The sequence below is a fragment of the Rugosimonospora acidiphila genome, from assembly GCF_039543385.1.
GTDB lineage: Bacteria > Actinomycetota > Actinomycetes > Mycobacteriales > Micromonosporaceae > Rugosimonospora > Rugosimonospora acidiphila.
Genome location: NZ_BAABJQ010000016.1, coordinates 57891 through 74713, shown reverse-complemented (window position 1 = coordinate 74713; position 16823 = coordinate 57891). Strand labels below are relative to the sequence as shown.

14 protein-coding genes are annotated in these 16823 nt (G+C 70.6%); 6 read left to right on the top strand and 8 right to left on the bottom strand.

The window, feature by feature from the left end; genetic code table 11:
* Window positions 1-45: 45 nt before the first annotated feature.
* Window positions 46-1962: an ABC transporter ATP-binding protein gene (locus tag ABEA87_RS24820; protein ID WP_345633347.1), complete on the top strand. Its 1917-nt coding sequence runs from the start codon at window positions 46-48 to the stop codon at window positions 1960-1962.
* Between the two features lie 55 nt (window positions 1963-2017).
* Here the strand turns inward: ABEA87_RS24820 and ABEA87_RS24815 are convergent, their stop codons facing one another.
* From ABEA87_RS24815 to ABEA87_RS24805, 3 genes are all read right to left on the bottom strand, one after another.
* On the bottom strand, window positions 2018-2779 hold the full coding sequence (locus tag ABEA87_RS24815) for an SDR family oxidoreductase (RefSeq protein ID WP_345633345.1): 762 nt from the start codon (window positions 2777-2779) through the stop codon (window positions 2018-2020).
* A 45-nt stretch (window positions 2780-2824) separates the two neighbouring features.
* On the bottom strand, window positions 2825-3436 hold the full coding sequence (locus tag ABEA87_RS24810; protein ID WP_345633343.1) for a TetR/AcrR family transcriptional regulator: 612 nt from the start codon (window positions 3434-3436) through the stop codon (window positions 2825-2827).
* Window positions 3437-3515: 79 nt separating this feature from the next.
* Window positions 3516-4088, bottom strand: a complete 573-nt coding sequence (locus ABEA87_RS24805) for a GrpB family protein (RefSeq protein ID WP_345633341.1) — start codon at window positions 4086-4088, stop codon at window positions 3516-3518.
* A gap of 168 nt (window positions 4089-4256) precedes the next feature.
* Here ABEA87_RS24805 and ABEA87_RS24800 point away from each other — a divergent pair, with 168 nt between their 5' ends.
* Window positions 4257-4901 (top strand): HAD family hydrolase, encoded by a 645-nt coding sequence (locus tag ABEA87_RS24800; protein WP_345633340.1) that lies wholly within the window; start codon window positions 4257-4259, stop codon window positions 4899-4901.
* Between the two features lie 53 nt (window positions 4902-4954).
* On the opposite strand, the gene ABEA87_RS24795 is transcribed toward ABEA87_RS24800, so the two are convergent.
* Window positions 4955-5572, bottom strand: a complete 618-nt coding sequence (locus tag ABEA87_RS24795) for a TetR/AcrR family transcriptional regulator (protein ID WP_345633338.1) — start codon at window positions 5570-5572, stop codon at window positions 4955-4957.
* Between the two features lie 252 nt (window positions 5573-5824).
* Here ABEA87_RS24795 and ABEA87_RS24790 point away from each other — a divergent pair, with 252 nt between their 5' ends.
* Complete coding sequence (locus ABEA87_RS24790; RefSeq protein ID WP_345633336.1) at window positions 5825-6748, top strand: serine protein kinase RIO; 924 nt, start codon at window positions 5825-5827, stop codon at window positions 6746-6748.
* Between the two features lie 325 nt (window positions 6749-7073).
* Here the strand turns inward: ABEA87_RS24790 and acnA are convergent, their stop codons facing one another.
* Window positions 7074-9800 carry an aconitate hydratase AcnA gene (gene acnA, locus ABEA87_RS24785; RefSeq protein WP_345633334.1) on the bottom strand — a complete coding sequence of 909 codons (2727 nt, stop codon included), beginning with the start codon at window positions 9798-9800 and terminating at the stop codon, window positions 7074-7076.
* Window positions 9801-9985: 185 nt separating this feature from the next.
* Here acnA and ABEA87_RS24780 point away from each other — a divergent pair, with 185 nt between their 5' ends.
* Window positions 9986-10531, top strand: coding sequence for a hypothetical protein (locus ABEA87_RS24780; protein ID WP_345633332.1), 546 nt, complete (start codon window positions 9986-9988; stop codon window positions 10529-10531).
* 146 nt (window positions 10532-10677) lie between these two features.
* On the opposite strand, the gene ABEA87_RS24775 is transcribed toward ABEA87_RS24780, so the two are convergent.
* Window positions 10678-11037: a ribbon-helix-helix domain-containing protein gene (locus tag ABEA87_RS24775; protein ID WP_345633330.1), complete on the bottom strand. Its 360-nt coding sequence runs from the start codon at window positions 11035-11037 to the stop codon at window positions 10678-10680.
* Between the two features lie 238 nt (window positions 11038-11275).
* On the opposite strand from ABEA87_RS24775, the gene ABEA87_RS24770 reads away from it, so the two are divergent.
* Complete coding sequence (locus ABEA87_RS24770; protein ID WP_345633328.1) at window positions 11276-12508, top strand: right-handed parallel beta-helix repeat-containing protein; 1233 nt, start codon at window positions 11276-11278, stop codon at window positions 12506-12508.
* Between the two features lie 15 nt (window positions 12509-12523).
* Here ABEA87_RS24770 and ABEA87_RS24765 read toward each other — a convergent pair whose 3' ends face one another.
* The gene (locus ABEA87_RS24765; RefSeq protein WP_425570950.1) at window positions 12524-13114 is read right to left on the bottom strand and encodes a DUF7691 family protein; all 591 of its coding nucleotides are present in this window, start codon (window positions 13112-13114) and stop codon (window positions 12524-12526) included.
* A 155-nt stretch (window positions 13115-13269) separates the two neighbouring features.
* Complete coding sequence (locus tag ABEA87_RS24760) at window positions 13270-14703, bottom strand: aminopeptidase P family protein (protein ID WP_345633325.1); 1434 nt, start codon at window positions 14701-14703, stop codon at window positions 13270-13272.
* A gap of 63 nt (window positions 14704-14766) precedes the next feature.
* Between ABEA87_RS24760 and asnB the strand changes: the two genes are divergently transcribed.
* A complete protein-coding gene (gene asnB, locus ABEA87_RS24755) occupies window positions 14767-16728 on the top strand; it encodes an asparagine synthase (glutamine-hydrolyzing) (protein WP_345633323.1) in 1962 nt (653 codons plus the stop codon).
* Window positions 16729-16823 lie beyond the last annotated feature (95 nt).

Genomic DNA, 16823 nt, shown 5'->3' with positions numbered 1-16823 from the left:
TTGTCACAGGCGTGGTGCAGACTGGGCAGCGGTGGGAGGTGACCCATGGGCGCTCCGATGAGCGGCTGGAGCATGCTGCGCTCGATAGGCCGCGAAGATGAGCTGAAGCATCGCAAAGTCGATCGGGGCACCGCCCGACGGATCCTCACGTTCGCCGGGCCATATCGCCGAGACATCCTCATCTTCTTGCTAGTGGTGATCCTTGACGCGGTCATCGGGGTGGCCACTCCGGTGCTTGCCGGCGGCGTGGTCAACACGATCACCCGGGGCGGGCCGGGCGCCTCCGTCGCGGTGATCCGCATCGCCGTGTTCATCGCCGCGCTGGCCATCGCCGACTCCGTGCTCTCGCTGGTCAACCGGTGGTATTCGGCGCGCATCGGCGAGGGGATGATTCTGACCCTGCGCACCCGGGTCTTCGAGCACGTCCAGCGGATGCCGCTGCAGTTCTTCACCCGGACCCAGACCGGCGCGCTGGTCAGCCGGCTCAACAACGACGTGCTGGGCGCGCAGCAGGCGTTCACCTCGACGCTGTCCGGTGTGGTCAGCAACGTGATCCAGTTGGTGCTCACCGCGGCCGTGATGTTCTCGCTGTCCTGGCAGGTGACCCTGATTTCGTTGGTCATGCTGCCGGTCTTCATCCTGCCGGCCCGGCGCGTCGGTCGGCGGCTGGCCGCGATCACCCGAGAGTTCTACCAGCTCAACGCTCAGATGAACGCCACGATCACCGAGCGGTTCGGCGTGGCCGGCGCGCTGCTGGTCAAGCTGTTCGGCCGGCCCGAGGCCGAGGCACGCCGGTTCGCCGGCCGGGCCGAGCGGGTCCGCGACATCGGCATCCAGCAGGCCATGTACGGCCGCGTCTTCTTCGTCGCGATGCTGCTGGTCGCCGCGCTCGCTCAGGCGCTGACCTACGGGCTGGGCGGCTGGCTCGCGGTCAACGGCCGGATCTCCGCCGGTACGGTGGTCACGCTCGCGCTGCTGCTGACCCGGCTGTACGGTCCGCTGACCTCACTGTCCAATGTGCGCATCGATGTGATGAGCGCACTGGTCTCCTTCGAGCGGGTGTTCGAGATCCTCGACCTGGCGCCGGCCATCGACGATCGGCCGGATGCGCGGGATGTGCCGGCGGGCTCGGGCCGGGTGGAGTTCCGGGACGTGTTCTTCCGGTACCCGAGCGCGGCCGAGGTCTCGCTCGCCTCGCTGGAGGACGTGGCGACCCTGGACCGCACGGTCACCGAACCGGTGCTGCGCGGGGTGTCGTTCACCGTGGAGCCCGGGCAGATGGTGGCCCTGGTCGGCCCCTCGGGCGCCGGCAAGTCGACCACCGCCATGCTGGTGCCCCGCGTCTACGACGTGACCGACGGGGCCGTGCTGGTCGGCGGGGTGGATGTGCGCGACGCGACGAGCACGTCGTTGCATGACACCATCGGCGTGGTCACCCAGGACGCGCACCTGTTCCACGAGACCATCGCGGAGAATCTGCGCTACGCCAGGCCGGAGGCGACCGACGAACAGCTGTGGGCGGCGTTGTCCGGGGCCCAGGTCGCCGATCTGGTCCGGTCCCTACCCGATCAACTGTCCACTGTGGTCGGTGAGCGCGGGTACCGGTTCTCCGGCGGGGAGAAGCAACGCATCGCGATCGCCCGGCTGCTGCTCAAGGCGCCGAGCATCGTGATCCTCGACGAGGCGACCGCGCACCTGGACTCCGAGTCCGAGGCGGCCGTGCAGCGCGCGCTGTCGGTGGCCCTGGCCGGGCGCACGGCGCTGGTCATCGCGCACCGGCTGTCGACCGTGCGGGACGCCGACCAGATCCTGGTACTCGACGGGGGCCGGGTGGTCGAGCGGGGCACCCACGAGCAGCTGGTCGCTGCTGGCGGGCTCTACGCCGAGCTGTATCACACCCAGTTCGCCGCGGCCGGCTCGTCGGCGTCGTTCGCGGCCACCGATCCCGAGCCGGTGGGTTGACCCGCCAAGCCGACGGCACGGCGGGGCGGCCCGGGGGAGTGGCGCCGCGCCAGCGCTACGGCGTGCGCAGCGCCCCGCCGTCGATGGGCACCGACAGGCCGGTCAGGTAGCCGGCCGCGGGGGAGAGCAGGAAGGCGGCCACCCGTCCGAACTCGTCGGGCTGGCCGACGCGGCCCAGCGGAATGCTGGCCTCGGTCTGCCGCCGCGCCGCCTCGAGGTCGCCGGTCGCGGCCCACAGCTCCCGGTTGCGCTCGGTCTCGATCCGGTACGGCAGCAGGCTGACCACCCGGATGCCGCGCGGCCCGTACTCGTCGGCCATCTCCTTGGCCACCGCGGCCAACCCCGGCCGCAGCCCGTTGGACAGCCCGACCCCGGGTAGCGGGGTGCGCGCCGAACTGGCCAGCACGAAGGCGATCGCGCCGCCGGCCGGCAGCCGCTCGGCCACGGTACGGGCCAGCCGCACCGTCCCCAGGAACACGGTGTCGAAGGCGGCACGCCACTGATCGTCGCTGATCTGTATGGTGCTGCCGCGCATCGGGCCGCCCACCGAGACCAGGGCGCCGTCCAGGCCGCCGAACGCGTCGACCGCCCGGTCGACGAGTCGGGTGGCTGCCGCCGGATCGCCCAGATCGACGGCCAGCCCCGCCGCCCGCCGGGGACCGCCCAGCCGCTGTACCGCATCGTCGAGCCGGTCGGGATCCCGCGCGCTGATCACGACCTGGGCGCCGTCGGCCACCAGGCACTGCGCCGCGGCGAAGCCGAGGCCTCGGGAGCCTCCGGTGACGATGTAGACGCGCTTGTCCAGTCCCAGATCCATGCTGCCTATACTGCCGGCCGGACAGCGGTCGCGGGACGCTACCAGCTAGACCGGCCGGCGCCGGCCGGCGGCCCGGCGGTCGGCGCGCTGGCGGCGCACGGCCTCCTCGACGAGGTCCAGCACCGGCCCGAAATCGTCGGCCGGCCGGCCCATCGCCAGGTGCAGCACCAGGCCGTCATACGCCAGTTCGAGGAACTGGGCCAGCGTCTCGATCTCCACGTCGTCGCGCAGCACGCCCGCGTCGCGCTGGCGGCGCAGCCGCTCCCGGGTCGCGTCGCCGATCGCCTGCGACCGGGCGGCCCAGCGCTTGGCGAAGTCCGGGTCGGTGCGCAGCCGGCGGGACACCTCCAGCTGGGTGCCCAGCCAGCCGGGCAGGTCCGAGGAGTCGGCCCGGTCGCGCAGGTCGCGCATGACCTGGACGAGGCCGTGCTCGGCGACCGTGGCGACCATGTCGGCCGCGTCGTCCTCGGCCACCGAGAGGAACAGCGAGTCCTTGTCCCGGAAATGGTGGAAGATGGCACCGCGGGACAGGCCGGTCTGCTCCTCGATCCGGCGGACCGTGGCGCCCTCGTATCCAAACCGTGCGAAGCTGGCACGGGCACCCGCGAGGATCTCGCGGCGACGGGCTTCAAGCTGATCCTGGCTGATCCTGGGCACGGTTCGATCGTGACAGGTGGTACCCGGCTAATGCAATCCGTACGTACGGCTTGCTATGCGTGTCGCGAGCGTGCCCGCCTCAGGGTGTCCACCCGATGGCCCGCGCCCAATCCTCGGCGGCAACGATGACCACGTCCACGACCGGGTCCTTGATATCGCTGTAGACGTCGAGGTCGTTGGTGATCGTTGCGAGCGCCCGCTTGAAGCTGGCGTACCCGGCCACCGCGAGCGGGTGGGCCCGCATCCAGTCACGGAACAGCAGCGCCAGCCGCTCATTGGGGGAGCCGGCGACACGGCAGTGCAGATTGATCCGTTCGCCGCCCGGCTGCGCGGTGCCCCACAGCCGCTTGGCCCACCTGGCCGGATCGTCGTCGCCGCCCGCCGGGACGTGGTCCTGCTCCCACGGCCGGCGGGCGAGCCCGAATTCGCGCAGTGGAGCGTCGAACGCCTCGGTGGCCTCGGCGAGATCCCGCACGCTCACCTGCAGGTCGAAGACCGGCTTGGCGGCCATGCCGGGTACCGCCGTGCTGCCGATGTGCTCCACCCGCAGCGCGAGCGGACCCAGCGCCTCCCGCAGTTCGGCGCACAGCAACGCGCCTCGGTTCCGCCAGGCCGGGTCGTACGCCGCGATGTACAGGGTCGGTGAGGTCACCGGGGAAGGCTACGCCGCGCCCGTATCCGGGTGGTCGGGGTCGGAAAGCGGCAGTCGGCACGCGGAGTGTGACAGTTTTCCGGGACACCGAGGGTTGTCAATTATGGAATTCCCTTCGAATGTGCTTCGGGGGTGTTCGCCGGCGACATTGTCCCGTATGGTGCCGGCGTGCCGCTGTTGCTCCTCGACCTCGACAACACTCTGCTCGACCGCGCCGGTCCGTTTCGCGCCTGGGGCGAGGACTTTCTCCGAGAGGTCGGAGCGCCGGCCGAGGACATCGACTGGCTGCTCGATGTGGACGCGGACGGGCTGACCGACCGTTGGGATGTGGCGGAGGCGCTGCGCGACCGGTACGGGTTGAGGATTTCCGCGATCGACATCGTTGAGGCGCTACACGACGGCATAGTGGCCAATACCCGGCTGGACCCCATGGTGGCCTGCGCGCTGAAGATAGCCGGTGACGCCGGTTGGGTACCGGTGGTGGTGACCAACGGCGCGGAGCGCCAGCAGGAGGCGAAGATCCGGCGTACCGGTCTGGACCAGTACCTCGCCGATTGGGTGATCTCGGAGGAGGCCGGAGTCAGCAAGCCCAATCCGCGCATCTTCGCGATCGGGGCGGGGCGGGCCCGGATGCGCCTGGCGGGCGCGTGGATGATCGGGGACAGCCCAGAGGCCGACATCGGCGGGGCGAACGGGCTGGGGCTGCGCAGCGTCTGGCTGCACCGGGGTCGGCGGTGGACCGAGCAGCGGTACGCGCCGACCTACACCGCCGACGGGCCCATCGCCGCCCTGGCCGCCGTCCTGAGCGGCTGACCCGAACGGCTGACCCGAACGGCCCGCCGTCCCGCGGGTGACGGAGGCGGCGGCTACGCCGGATCGCCGGAGCCGTGGCGCAGCAGTTCGAAGGCGAGGTCGACATCCGCGAGGGCCTCCGGGTATACCTCGTCGGCGCCGCGCCCCGCGGTGAGCTTGCGCCAGTTGGTCTCGGCGAGCACCCGATGGCTCGCGAGGAATCCGGCCGCGCGCAGCCGGGCGGGCGTGTCGCCGCCCAGGGCCTCGGTCAGCGCGTTCTCGTTGTCGAACTGGTACTGGGCCATGCGGGCCACCAGGCTGGGAGTGGTGATCATCAGCCGGTAGAAGGCCAGCACCTGAGGGTGGTCGTTGAGGCCGGTGACGGGGTCCCTGCGGTCGAGCCCGTCCCGCTGGTGCGCGTGCAGCGCGTTGAGCGGCGAGGTGCCGTCGGGCCGCTCCCGGACGACGCGCGCCGACTCGCCAGCGTGGTCGGCGATCCGGTGGAGCACCAGATCTTCCTTGGCGGGGAAGTAGCGGAACAGGGTCGGCTTGGAGATCTCGGCGGCGGCGGCGATGTCGGCGACCGAGACCCCGTCGAAGCCGTGCGCGAGGAACAGGCTGATCGCCGCCTCGGAGATGGCGTCGCGGGTACGCGCCTTCTTGCGCTCCCTGAGCCCCGTCGGATTGCTCACCCCGCCATCATACCCTCGATGAAACTCGGTTGAATTCTTGACCGGGTTAGATTACTTCGCCGGCCCCGGGAAGTTAATTCGGTTGCGCCCCGGAGGGGTGGGCGGCAGTCTGCGAGAAACGCCGGGCCCCTGCCCGGTCGAGGTTGTCCCGGTCGAGTCGGAGGGAGGCGAAAAGCCCATGGCCATGACTGTCCCTGTCGCGTGCCCGAATCCGCTTCTCTCCCTTCCGACTTCCGATAAGGACACCTTGCGTTGCGCGATGACGATGATGTGCGCGCCGGCCGCGGCCGGCGTCGCGGGTTCGACGACGACGAACCGCGGACTCTGAGGCGCCCCCCTCGCCGGGCACCCGAGACGATCGATCCCGAGGAACTTCCCGAGACCGGCGACCGCTGGTCGACCTGGGACCAGTCCCAGGCGGGTGAGCGCGGCCCGCAGCCCTACCCGGACTGGCTGGTCACCGAGCTGGCCGCGGTCGACTACGAGCTCGGCGTGGTCAAGACCGGCAAGGAGGCCGACGTCGATCTGGTCCGGCGGGCGGTACCCGGTACCGACCGGGAATGCCTGCTGGCGGCGAAGCGGTACCGGGCCTCCGAGCACCGGATGTTCCATCGGGACGCCGGCTACCTGGAGGGTCGGCGGGTCCGGGAGTCCCGGGTCAACCGGGCGATGGCCAAGCGCACCGGGTTCGGGCGCGAGGCGATCGCGGGCCAGTGGGCGGCGGCCGAGTTCGCGGCGCTGTGCCGCCTCTGGGAGGTCGGGCACCAGTTCGGCGTGCGGATCGTCCCGTACCCGGTGCAGATTCTGGGCACCGAGTTGCTGCTGGAGTTTCTCGGCACCCCCGACGGTGAGGCGGCACCCCGGCTGGCCCAGGTACGCCCGGACGGGGACGAGCTGGCCGATCTGTGGCGCCAGGCCGTCGACGGGCTGACCGTGCTGGCCCGGTGCGGGTTGGCGCACGGCGACCTCTCCCCGTACAACATCCTGGTCCACGACGGGCAGCTCGTACTCATCGATCTGCCGCAGGTCGTCGACGTGGTGGGCAACCCGCGCGGGCCGGAGTACCTGGCGCGGGATGTGCGCAACGTAGCCGCCTGGTTCACCGCGCGGGGTCTGCCCGGCGTCGACGGGGACGAGCTGACCCGGGAGCTGTTGCGCGAGGCGGGCATGCGCTGAAACTGAAACGGCGTTACCCCAGCCCACCGGCGGGGTGTAACGCCAGCCGCGGTCCCGCCGATGTTTCCGCGTGAGGGATAGGGCCGTTCGGTCGTGTGTGCACTGTTCCGCGCCCGTGACGCGGGATCCGGACGGACGGTGGGTGCACGTGAGCCAGTCGTACGCCTGCCGGGATGTCTGGGGTGCGGTCGCGTCCACCACGGCGGAGGCGATGCCGCCCCGGCCCCGCTACCCTCGGGCGAGCTGACGTTCCCAGCAAAGGGGCCGGCCCGGCCGTCCATTATGGACGACCGGGCCGGCCCCGTTAGATAGCGGGAGCGAACGCTCAGGAGTTGAGCATCCGGCGCAGCACGAACTGCAGGATGCCGCCGTGCCGGTAGTAGTCCGCCTCGCCGGGGGTGTCGATGCGCACGTCGGCGTCGAACTCGATGCCGTCGGCGATCACGTGTACCTTGCGCGGGGCCGCACCGTCGTTGATGGTCTCGATGCCGGTGATGGTGAACGTCTCGTTACCGGTCAGGCCCAGCGACGCGGCCGACTGGCCGGCCGGGAACTGCAGGGGCAGCACGCCCATGCCGATCAGGTTCGACCGGTGGATGCGCTCGTAGCTCTCCGCGATGACCGCCCGGACGCCCAGCAGCATGGTGCCCTTGGCCGCCCAGTCACGCGAGGAGCCGGTGCCGTACTCCTTGCCGGCCAGCACGACCAGCGGCACGCCCGCCTGCCCGTACGCCTCGGCCGCCTCGAAGATGGTGGTCTGCTCGCCGGTCAGCTGGTTGACCGTGAACCCGCCCTCGACGCCCCGTACCAGCTGGTTGCGCAGCCGGATGTTGGCGAAGGTGCCCCGGATCATCACCTCGTGGTTGCCGCGGCGGGAACCGTAGGAGTTGAAGTCCTTCTTGTCCACGCCGTGCTCGGCCAGGTACCGCCCGGCCGGCGAGTCGGCCTTGATGGAGCCGGCCGGCGAGATGTGGTCGGTGGTCACCGAGTCGCCCAGCAGCGCCAGCACCCGTGCCCCGTCGATGTCCTCCACCGGGGCCGGCGACGCGGCCATGCCCTCGAAGTACGGGGGCTTACGCACGTAGGTCGACTCGGTCTCCCAGGCGAAGGTGTCCCCGGTGGGCGTGGGCAGCGAGCGCCACCGCTCGTCGCCGGCGAACACGTCGGCGTAGTCCTTGGTGAACATGTCCGCCGACACGGCCACGTCGATGACGTCCTGCACCTCGCGCGGCGAGGGCCAGATGTCGGCCAGGTACACCGGCTTGCCGTCGGTGTCGGTGCCCAGCGGCTCCCGGGTGAGGTCCAGGTCCATGGTGCCGGCGATGGCGTACGCGACGACCAGCGGCGGGGACGCCAGGTAGTTCATCTTCACGTCCGGGTTGATCCGGCCCTCGAAGTTGCGGTTGCCGGACAGCACGCTGACCACGGTGAGGTCCTCGGCGTTGACTGCCGCCGAGATCTCCTCCGGCAGCGGACCGGAGTTGCCGATGCAGGTGGTGCAGCCGTACCCGACCAGGTTGAAACCCAGCTTCTCCAGGTACGGCACCAGGCCGGCCTTCTCGTAGTAGTCCATGACCACCTTGGAGCCCGGCGCCAGGGTGGTCTTGACCCACGGCTTGCGGGACAGGCCCTTGTCCACCGCGTTGCGGGCCAGCAGCGCGGCGCCGATCATGACCTGCGGGTTGGAGGTGTTGGTGCAGGACGTGATCGACGCGATCACCACCGCGCCGTGGTCCAGCTCGACCGTGGTGCCGTCGGCCAGCGTCACCGGGGTCACGTCGTGCGCCCGGTGGCCGTCGCCGCCACCGTTGGACGCCGGGGAGTCGGAGGCGGGGAAGCTCTCCCGGCTCTCCTCGTCCACCCCGTCCTCGGCGACGTAGTCCGGCAGCGCGGCGCGGAAGGCGCTCTTCGAGTCGGTCAGCGCGATGCGGTCCTGCGGCCGCTTGGGCCCGGCGATGCTGGGCACCACCGTGGACAGGTCCAGCTCCAGGCGCTCCGAGTACTCCGGCTCACGCGCCGGGTCGTGCCACAGGCCCTGCTCCTTGGCGTACGCCTCGACCAGCGCGGTCTGCTCGGCGGAGCGGCCGGTCAGCCGCAGGTACCGGACGGTCTCGTCGTCGATCGGGAAGATGGCGCAGGTGGAGCCGAACTCGGGGCTCATGTTGCCGATGGTGGCCCGGTTGGCCAGCGGCACGGCGCCCACCCCGGAGCCGTAGAACTCGACGAACTTGCCGACCACGCCGTGCTTGCGCAGCAGCTGCGTGATGGTCAGCACCAGGTCGGTGGCCGTCGCGCCCTCGGGCAGCTGGCCGTTGAGCTTGAAGCCGACCACCCGGGGGATGAGCATGGAGACCGGCTGGCCGAGCATGGCCGCCTCGGCCTCGATGCCGCCCACGCCCCAGCCCAGCACGCCCAGGCCGTTGACCATCGTGGTGTGCGAGTCGGTGCCCACGACCGTGTCGGGGTAGGCCACCCCGTCGCGATCGAAGACCACCCGGGCCAGGTGCTCGATGTTGACCTGGTGCACGATGCCGGTACCGGGCGGCACGACCTTGAACTCGTTGAACGCGGTCTGGCCCCAGCGCAGGAACTGGTAGCGCTCCTTGTTGCGGCCGTACTCGAACTCGACGTTGCGCTCGAAGGCGTCGGGCCGGCCGAACACGTCGGCGATCACGGAGTGGTCGATGACCAGCTCGGCGGGGGCCAGCGGGTTCACCTTGGTGGCGTCGCCGCCCAGCTCCCGCACCGCCTCACGCATGGTGGCCAGGTCGACGACGCACGGTACGCCAGTGAAGTCCTGCATCAGCACCCGTGCCGGGGTGAACTGGATCTCCACGTCGGGGTTGGCGGACGGATCCCAGCCGCCCAGCGCCCGGATGTGGTCGGCGGTGATGTTCGCGCCGTCCTCCGTGCGCAGCAGGTTCTCCAGGAGGATCTTCAAGCTGTAGGGCAGCCGGTCGTGACCGGGCACCTGGCCGATCCGGTAGATCTCGTAGCTCGCGTCGCCGACGCGTAGCTGGCTCTTCGCACCGAAGGTGTCGAGGCTCGCCACGTCGAAACTCCTTAACAAGTCGTCGCTGTGGAGCAGTCTCCCGCAACACGCTTCCGGTGGCGCGTCGGGGTCCAAAGAAACCGTACGTCCGTCTTGCTAGGGTCGCAAGACCGTACTCCTTCTGCCAGGTGTCAGGTTGCGATAACTCGATTCGATCCATTGCACGCCGAGCGCAGACTGAGCGCATGCAGGTTCATTTCCACCGTACCGACGGTTCTGGTGGCTACGCGGTGCTCATGCGTCGCGATGACGGGCTCACCGTCCGCCTGCCGGGTCTCGACCAGACCTGGCGAGTTCCTCACGATCTGGTGCATTTTGTCGCCGAGCGGGAATTTCGCCTCGGCCACGGCGTCTTCGGCAGCATCGCGGCTGGAGCGATGTTCGCCAACATGGCCGTGGTCAGCGGCCGGCCGCGCTACGACGCGAAGGTGCGTTCACGGGCGGTTATCAAGGCGTACGCGGCCGAACTCAGCCTCGCCGAGGTGCTCTCCGGCGTGGTGCACGACGGGGTGGAGCACGAGGTGAAGGCGGCCATCGTCTACCGGCAGGTGCTGGAGGCGTGGGGGAGCCTGCGCTCCGCCCCCTGTCCGTACCAGGCGGCGACGCTGCGCCGCTGCCTGGTGCTGCTGGACGCACTGGACGACAAGTGGCGCGCGGTGGCGGTCGGCGACCGGCTGGCGCTGCGCTGGGAGCTGCCCGGCGGGCCGGCTTGGCAGGTCGCGGCCCGCTGATCAGAATCGCGAACTCCATCCGAGGGTGAGGCACCCCCGCGGGCGTCGGGCCATCCGCCCGGCGCCCGCTGCGCTACCCGCGGCGAGCGGGTCCGGCTCGGCGCGCCGGGGCTCGGCAGGTCGAAGCAGTGGGGTCGGGCGACGGGTCAGCTTTGGCGGGTCGGCGGTTCGGCGGCCGCGGCGCGCTGCTGCTCCTCCAGGAACCGTTCGACCAGGCCCCGGATCACCGCCGCCATGCTGAAGCTGTGCTCGTTGCACCAGCCGCGCAGCCGCTCGTGCTGCTCGGTGGGCAGCCGGATGTTCACCAGTTGATTGCCCTCCCCGGTGATCAGCCCGGTGGCGAGGTCGCGGTGATCGAGCAGGTCGCGGTGCAGTGCGGGCCCCAGTGCCCAGCTCCTGCGCACGACCCGACCGAGCAGCCAGGCCGAGATCTCCTGGCGGTCGGCGGGACTGAGCGTTTCCAGCAGCGCGGCCAGCTTCTCGGCGGGCCCGTTCTCAGACGCCATGGGCACGACGATAGCGTGCGATAGCGTCCACTATCGCGGTGCCGACGTGCCAATGTCAGGTCCGGTACCCGACCCGGGATCACGATTCACCGTGATTACGCCTGATGCACGAATTATTCGTGTTTCACGCTACTTGTGCCGCTTCCACCCCTACCGTCGAGCAAGGGAACCGGTGGTGCACCGGCCAGCCTGGCCGGCGGTACCGGCCGGACTTTGATCGACGAGGACGGAGACACCGATGTCCCAGGATGAGAGGCGCGGCTTGGGCGGCTGGCCCGGAGCGCGGCGGCGCCACCCGGTCGGGTGGGCGCTGGTCCGGGGTCTGATGGCCGGGAGCCTGGTCGCCGGCGTCGGCGGGTTGGCCGCCCTGGATCGCCTGGCCGGTGCGCCCGAGCCGAGCCCGGCGGCACTGGCCGCCGCGAGCGGCCCGGACGGCGCGAGCACGGGCGCCACGGGCAGCGGCGCCACGGGCAGCGGAGCCACCGGCGGTCCGGGCACCGGTACGCCGGTGGCCTGCGACCCGGACGCGCTGATCCGGGCGATCACGCTGGCCAACGGGCGCCAGGGCGACACGCTGTCGCTGGCCAGCGGGTGCACGTACACGCTGACGGCCAACCAGGGCGGGAACGGGCTGCCGCCGATCGCGCAGCGGATCGTCGTCAACGGCAACGGCGCCACGATCACGCGGGCGGCCGGGGCGGACCCGTTCCGGTTCTTCGACGTCTCGTTGGGTGGCGACCTGACCCTCAACGACGTCACGCTCACCAATGGCCTGGCCTTCCCCGCGCGCGACGGCGGCGCGATCGTGATCCGCCGGGGCGGAACCGCCGAGCTCAACCGCAGCACGCTCGCCGGCAACCGTTCCGACTTCTTCGGCGGCGCCATCCAGAACGGGGGCAGCCTGCGCATCAGCGACTCGACCGTCACCGGCAACTCCTCCGACGGCGGGGGAGGGATCGAGAACTTCGCCCGCATGGTCGTCGAGCACACCACCGTCACGGGCAACCATGCCGTCGGCGTCGGTGGCGGCATCGCGCTCGGCATCCGCGCCACCGCCTCGATCAGCGACAGCACGATCAGCCACAACGTCAGCGACGGGGTGAACATGCTGGCCGGCGGCGGCCTGAACATCGGCCCCGCGGCGACGATCACCATCATCGGCAGCTCCATCGCCGACAACACCAGCGGCGGCCCGGCCGGCGGGCTCATCGACGACCACGCCACGGTCAACCTGCGCGACACCGAGGTGACTGGCAACCATGCCTCCGGTGTCGGCGGCGGCCTGGTCAATGAGGGTGGCACGCTGGCGCTGGCGAACACCCGGGTCAGCGACAACAGTTCGGCGGTGGCGCCCGGCGGGATCTTCACCGACGTCCCCAACGTGGCGGTGGATGTCCGGTCGACCATCACCGGCAACCGGCCCACCAACTGTGCCGGCAGCCCGGCCGCGGCGCCCCGCTGTTTCGGCTGACTCCCGCCGTGGGCGTCAGAAGCTGAAGGCGGCGATGCCCAGGCCGTTGCCCGACGTGGCGGCGCGCAGCCACTCGGCGCAGGACTCGACCGCCTCCCGCAGGTCGTACCCGAGCGCCGCCCGCTGCTCGATCGTGCTCGCCCGCCACTGGTCGAACGCCTCGCGGCACTGCGCCGGAGACCACTCGCCGTACGTCGGCTCGGTCGTGTACGGCAGCGGCGACGGCGGCCGGTTGTGCCGGAAGGTGCTCACCGTGACGGCGGTGAGCCCGAGCCGGCGCAGCCCCTCGTCGACCGTCTCGAGCCAGTCGTGACGGAACGGGGCGAAGTTGAGGTTGTTCTGGCGCAGCCCGTGGTACACGCAGAGGTTGTGGTAGGCGTATCCGTACTGGTAGCCGTACCGGTCGTCGAAGGGCCCACCGTCGATCACCGCGCGGATCGCGTCCAGCCGGGTCGGCGCGCCCTCGGCGATCCGGTCGCCGAACTCCTCGTCGGCGACCGCGAGGTGGCCCTCCAACTCCACACTGATCGTGCGCAGCAGGGTTCGATCACCGGAGCCGACTACTGCCGTGAGTTCGTCGAGGTCGAGGGCGTAGATCTCCATCATGGCCACCGGGAGAACCTAAGCGGCTCCGGTCCGGGCCCGCCGGCCGGGGCCGATCCGAGTGTCGGCGGCCCCGGGGCGGTCGAACGTGCGCGTCTCGGGTGCGTGTGGTGGCCGGGTGCGTGTGGTGGCAGCGTGTATGCGGTGGCCGGGCCTGCTCAGCCGGGCAGGCGGGGGCCGGCCTCACGCTGCGCGGCGAGCCAGGACTCGACGTCGTCGGCGGTGCGCGGCAGCCCGGCGGAGAGCACCTGGGCGCCGGCCGAGGTCACCAGCACGTCGTCCTCGATGCGGATGCCGATGCCGCGCAGCTCCTCGGGGACCAGCTCGTCGTCCGGCTGGAAGTACAGGCCGGGCTCCACGGTCAGCACATACCCCTCGCCGATGGTGCCCTCCCGGTACCGCTCGCGACGCGCGTTCGCACAGTCGTGCACGTCCAGGCCGAGCATGTGGCCGAAGCCGTGCAGGCTCCAGCGCCGGTACAGCGTCGACTCCTTGCTCATCGCCTCGTCCACGCCGACCGGCAGCAGGCCGAGGTCGAACAGTCCACCGGCCAGCACGCGCATGCAGGTCTGGTGGATTTCGTCGAAGCCGACGCCCGGCTTGATCGCGTCGATGCCGGCCTGCTGGGAGGCGTACACCAGGTCGTAGATCTGGCGCTGGACCGGGCTGAACGTGCCCGACACCGGAACCGTGCGGGTGACGTCGGCCGTGTACAGCGCCCGGTTCTCCACGCCCATGTCCATCAGCAGCAGGTCGCCCGGGCGGGTCTGCCCGTTGTTGCGTACCCAGTGCAGGATCGCGCCGTGCGCGCCGTTGCCCACGATCGAGCCGTACCCGACCTGGTTGCCGTCGTGGCGCGCGCGCAGCCCGAAGACCCCGTCGAGCAGGCGCTCGGAGACCGGCCGGTCGGCGGGCAGCACCCGGGCGACGTCCTCGAAGCCGCGCACGGTGGCGTCGATGGCGTCCCGCAGCTGGGCGATCTCCCAGTCGTCCTTGACCAGCTTCAGCTCCGACAGCGCCGTGGCCAGCTCGGCGTCGCGGCGGGGGTTGCCGCGCACCGCCGCGTCCACGGCCGGGTCGAAGCCGCGCAGCACCCGGGTGCGGCCCGGGGCGCAGTCGTCGAGCACGGTCGGCAGGTCGTTGAGGTGAGCGGTCTCGATGCCCAGCTCGGCGGCCTTCTCGGTCAGCGTGTGCCGGCGGCCGATCCACAGCTCGCCGTAGGCGCGGTCGCGAAAGAACTCGTCGGTGTCGCGGGGTGAGCGGGGCCGAACGTAGAGTGTCGCCGTCCCGTCGGGGCGCAGGACGAGCACCGCGTCCGGGTCGTGCTCGCCCGTGAGGTACACGAAGTCGCTACCCGGCCGAAACGGGTAGGAAGTGTCGTTCGCGCGTACCTTTTCCCGACCGGTCGGTATGATCAGCGTCTCGCCGGGAAAGGCCTCGGACAGCGCGGATCGTCGCCTGGCGTAGTTCGCGGCCTCGGGGCCGGGCGCCACGTCGAGCGGGGTGTCGCGCCAGCCGCTCCGCATGAAGGCCAGGAACTTTTCCGGGAAATCGGGGTCATGAGTCTGGCTGCCGGAGACCTTGTCACTCATGCTCAAGAACCTATCGTGCCAGTCGGGCCAGGGCCACGAGCCGACCATGAAAGGATGACCGCCATGTGCGGACTCCTGACGTTCATCAGCTCCCGCGGCAACGCGCCGGCCTACCGGGACGCGGTGGCCAGGGCTCTGGAGAGCCTGCATCACCGTGGCCCGGACGAGACCGGCGTCGAGGTGGTCGGCTCGGATGTGATCTTCGCCCACAAGCGGCTGTCCATCATCGATGTGGCCGGCAGCCACGAGCCGCTGCCCTACGAGGGGGGCAGGTACCTGCTCACCTTCAACGGCGAGATCTACAACTACATCGAGCTGCGCGACGAGCTGATCCGGGACTACGGCGCCCGGTTCGACACCGGGGGCGACGGCGAGGTGATCGTCGCCGGGTTCCACTACTGGGGCGAGGCGGTCGTCAACCGGCTGCGCGGGATGTTCGCCTTCGTGATCGTCGATACCTTCCAGAAGCTGGTCTTCGGCGCCCGCGACCCGTACGGCATCAAGCCGCTGTTCCACTTGGTCACCGGCGACGGGCTCTTCCTGGCCAGCGAGAAGAAGGCGCTGCTGCCGTTCCTGCCCCAGGACTTCTACGGCAACGTCGACGGCCACGGCGCGGTGGACACCGCCAACCTGTCGCACTACCTGACGCTGCAGTACGTGCCGGAGCCGGGCACCCTGCACCGGGGTATCGGCCGGGTCGGCTCCGGCGAGTGCTTCACGTACCGGGCCGGTGGCCCCTTCGCCACCCGCCGCTACTACCAGCCCCAGTTCCGGCCCACCCCGACCAACGATCCGGAGTCGCTGTACCGGCGCATCCGCGAGACCCTGCGCGAGAGCGTCCGGATGCACATGCGCTCGGACGTGCCGGTCGGCGCGTTCCTGTCCAGCGGCATCGACTCCACCGCCGTGGTGGCGCTGGCCCGCGAGTTCAATCCGAACATCCTGACCTTCACCGTCGGGTATGACGTGCCCGGATACTCCGAGATCGAAGTGGCCCAGGACTCCGCCCGCCACCTCGGCGTGACCACCATCCCGACCAAGATCGGGCCGCAGGACATGATGGAGGCGCTGCCGAAGATCGTCTGGCACCTGGACGATCCGGTGGCCGACCCGGCCCTGGTGCCGCTGTACTTCGTGGCGAAGAAGGCGTCCGAGTACGTGACCGTGGTGCTGTCCGGCGAGGGTGCCGACGAGTTCTTCGGCGGGTACACCATCTACCGCGAGCCGCTGTCGCTGTCGACCATCAACGGACTGCCCAACCCGGTACAGAAGGGGCTGCGCAAGGTCGCCCAGGTGATGCCCCAGGGGGTCAAGGGCAAGAGCTTCCTGGAGCGGGGCACCACCCCGATCGAGGAGCGCTACTACGGCAACGCCCGGATGTTCACCGAGGCGGAGAAGCGCGAACTGCTGCGCCGCTACGACGACCGGGTGCGCTACACCGACATCACCGGGCCGGTCTACGCCGAGGCGGCCGCCGCCGGCCTGGACGACGTGACCAAGATGCAGTACGTCGACCTGTACACCTGGCTGCGCGGCGACATCCTGGTCAAGGCGGACCGGATGTCCATGGCGCACTCGCTGGAGGTGCGGGTGCCGTTCCTGGACCGGCCGGTCTTCGACGTGGCCGCGTCGATCCCGGTCGACCTGAAGCTGCCGCCGCACTCCACGGACACCAAGTTCGCGATGCGCCAGGCACTGCGCGACGTGGTTCCGCCGGCCATCGTCAACCGCAAGAAGCTGGGCTTCCCCACCCCGACCCGGGTGTGGCTGGCCGGCGAGATGTACGACTGGGCGCATCACATCTTCGACCGCTCCGGCGCCGGTGACCTACTCGACCTGAACTACGCCCGCAACCTGCTGCAGGCGCACAAGCGCGGCGAGGCGGACTACTCCCGCAAGGTCTGGACGGTGCTGGTGTTCTGCGTGTGGCACGCGATCTTCGTGGAGCGCTCGCTGAACCCGGGGATCACCCGCGCCCAGTCCGCGCTGCTGACCAAGCCGGTGGTCGGCTCGATGGTGCGCTGAGCGCCCCGCTGGGCCCGGCCGGTGCGCCCAGCGCGTCCGGCGGGCTCCGACCGGCGGCCTCATCGATTACCCGCGTGACCGGCGGGTACCGGCTG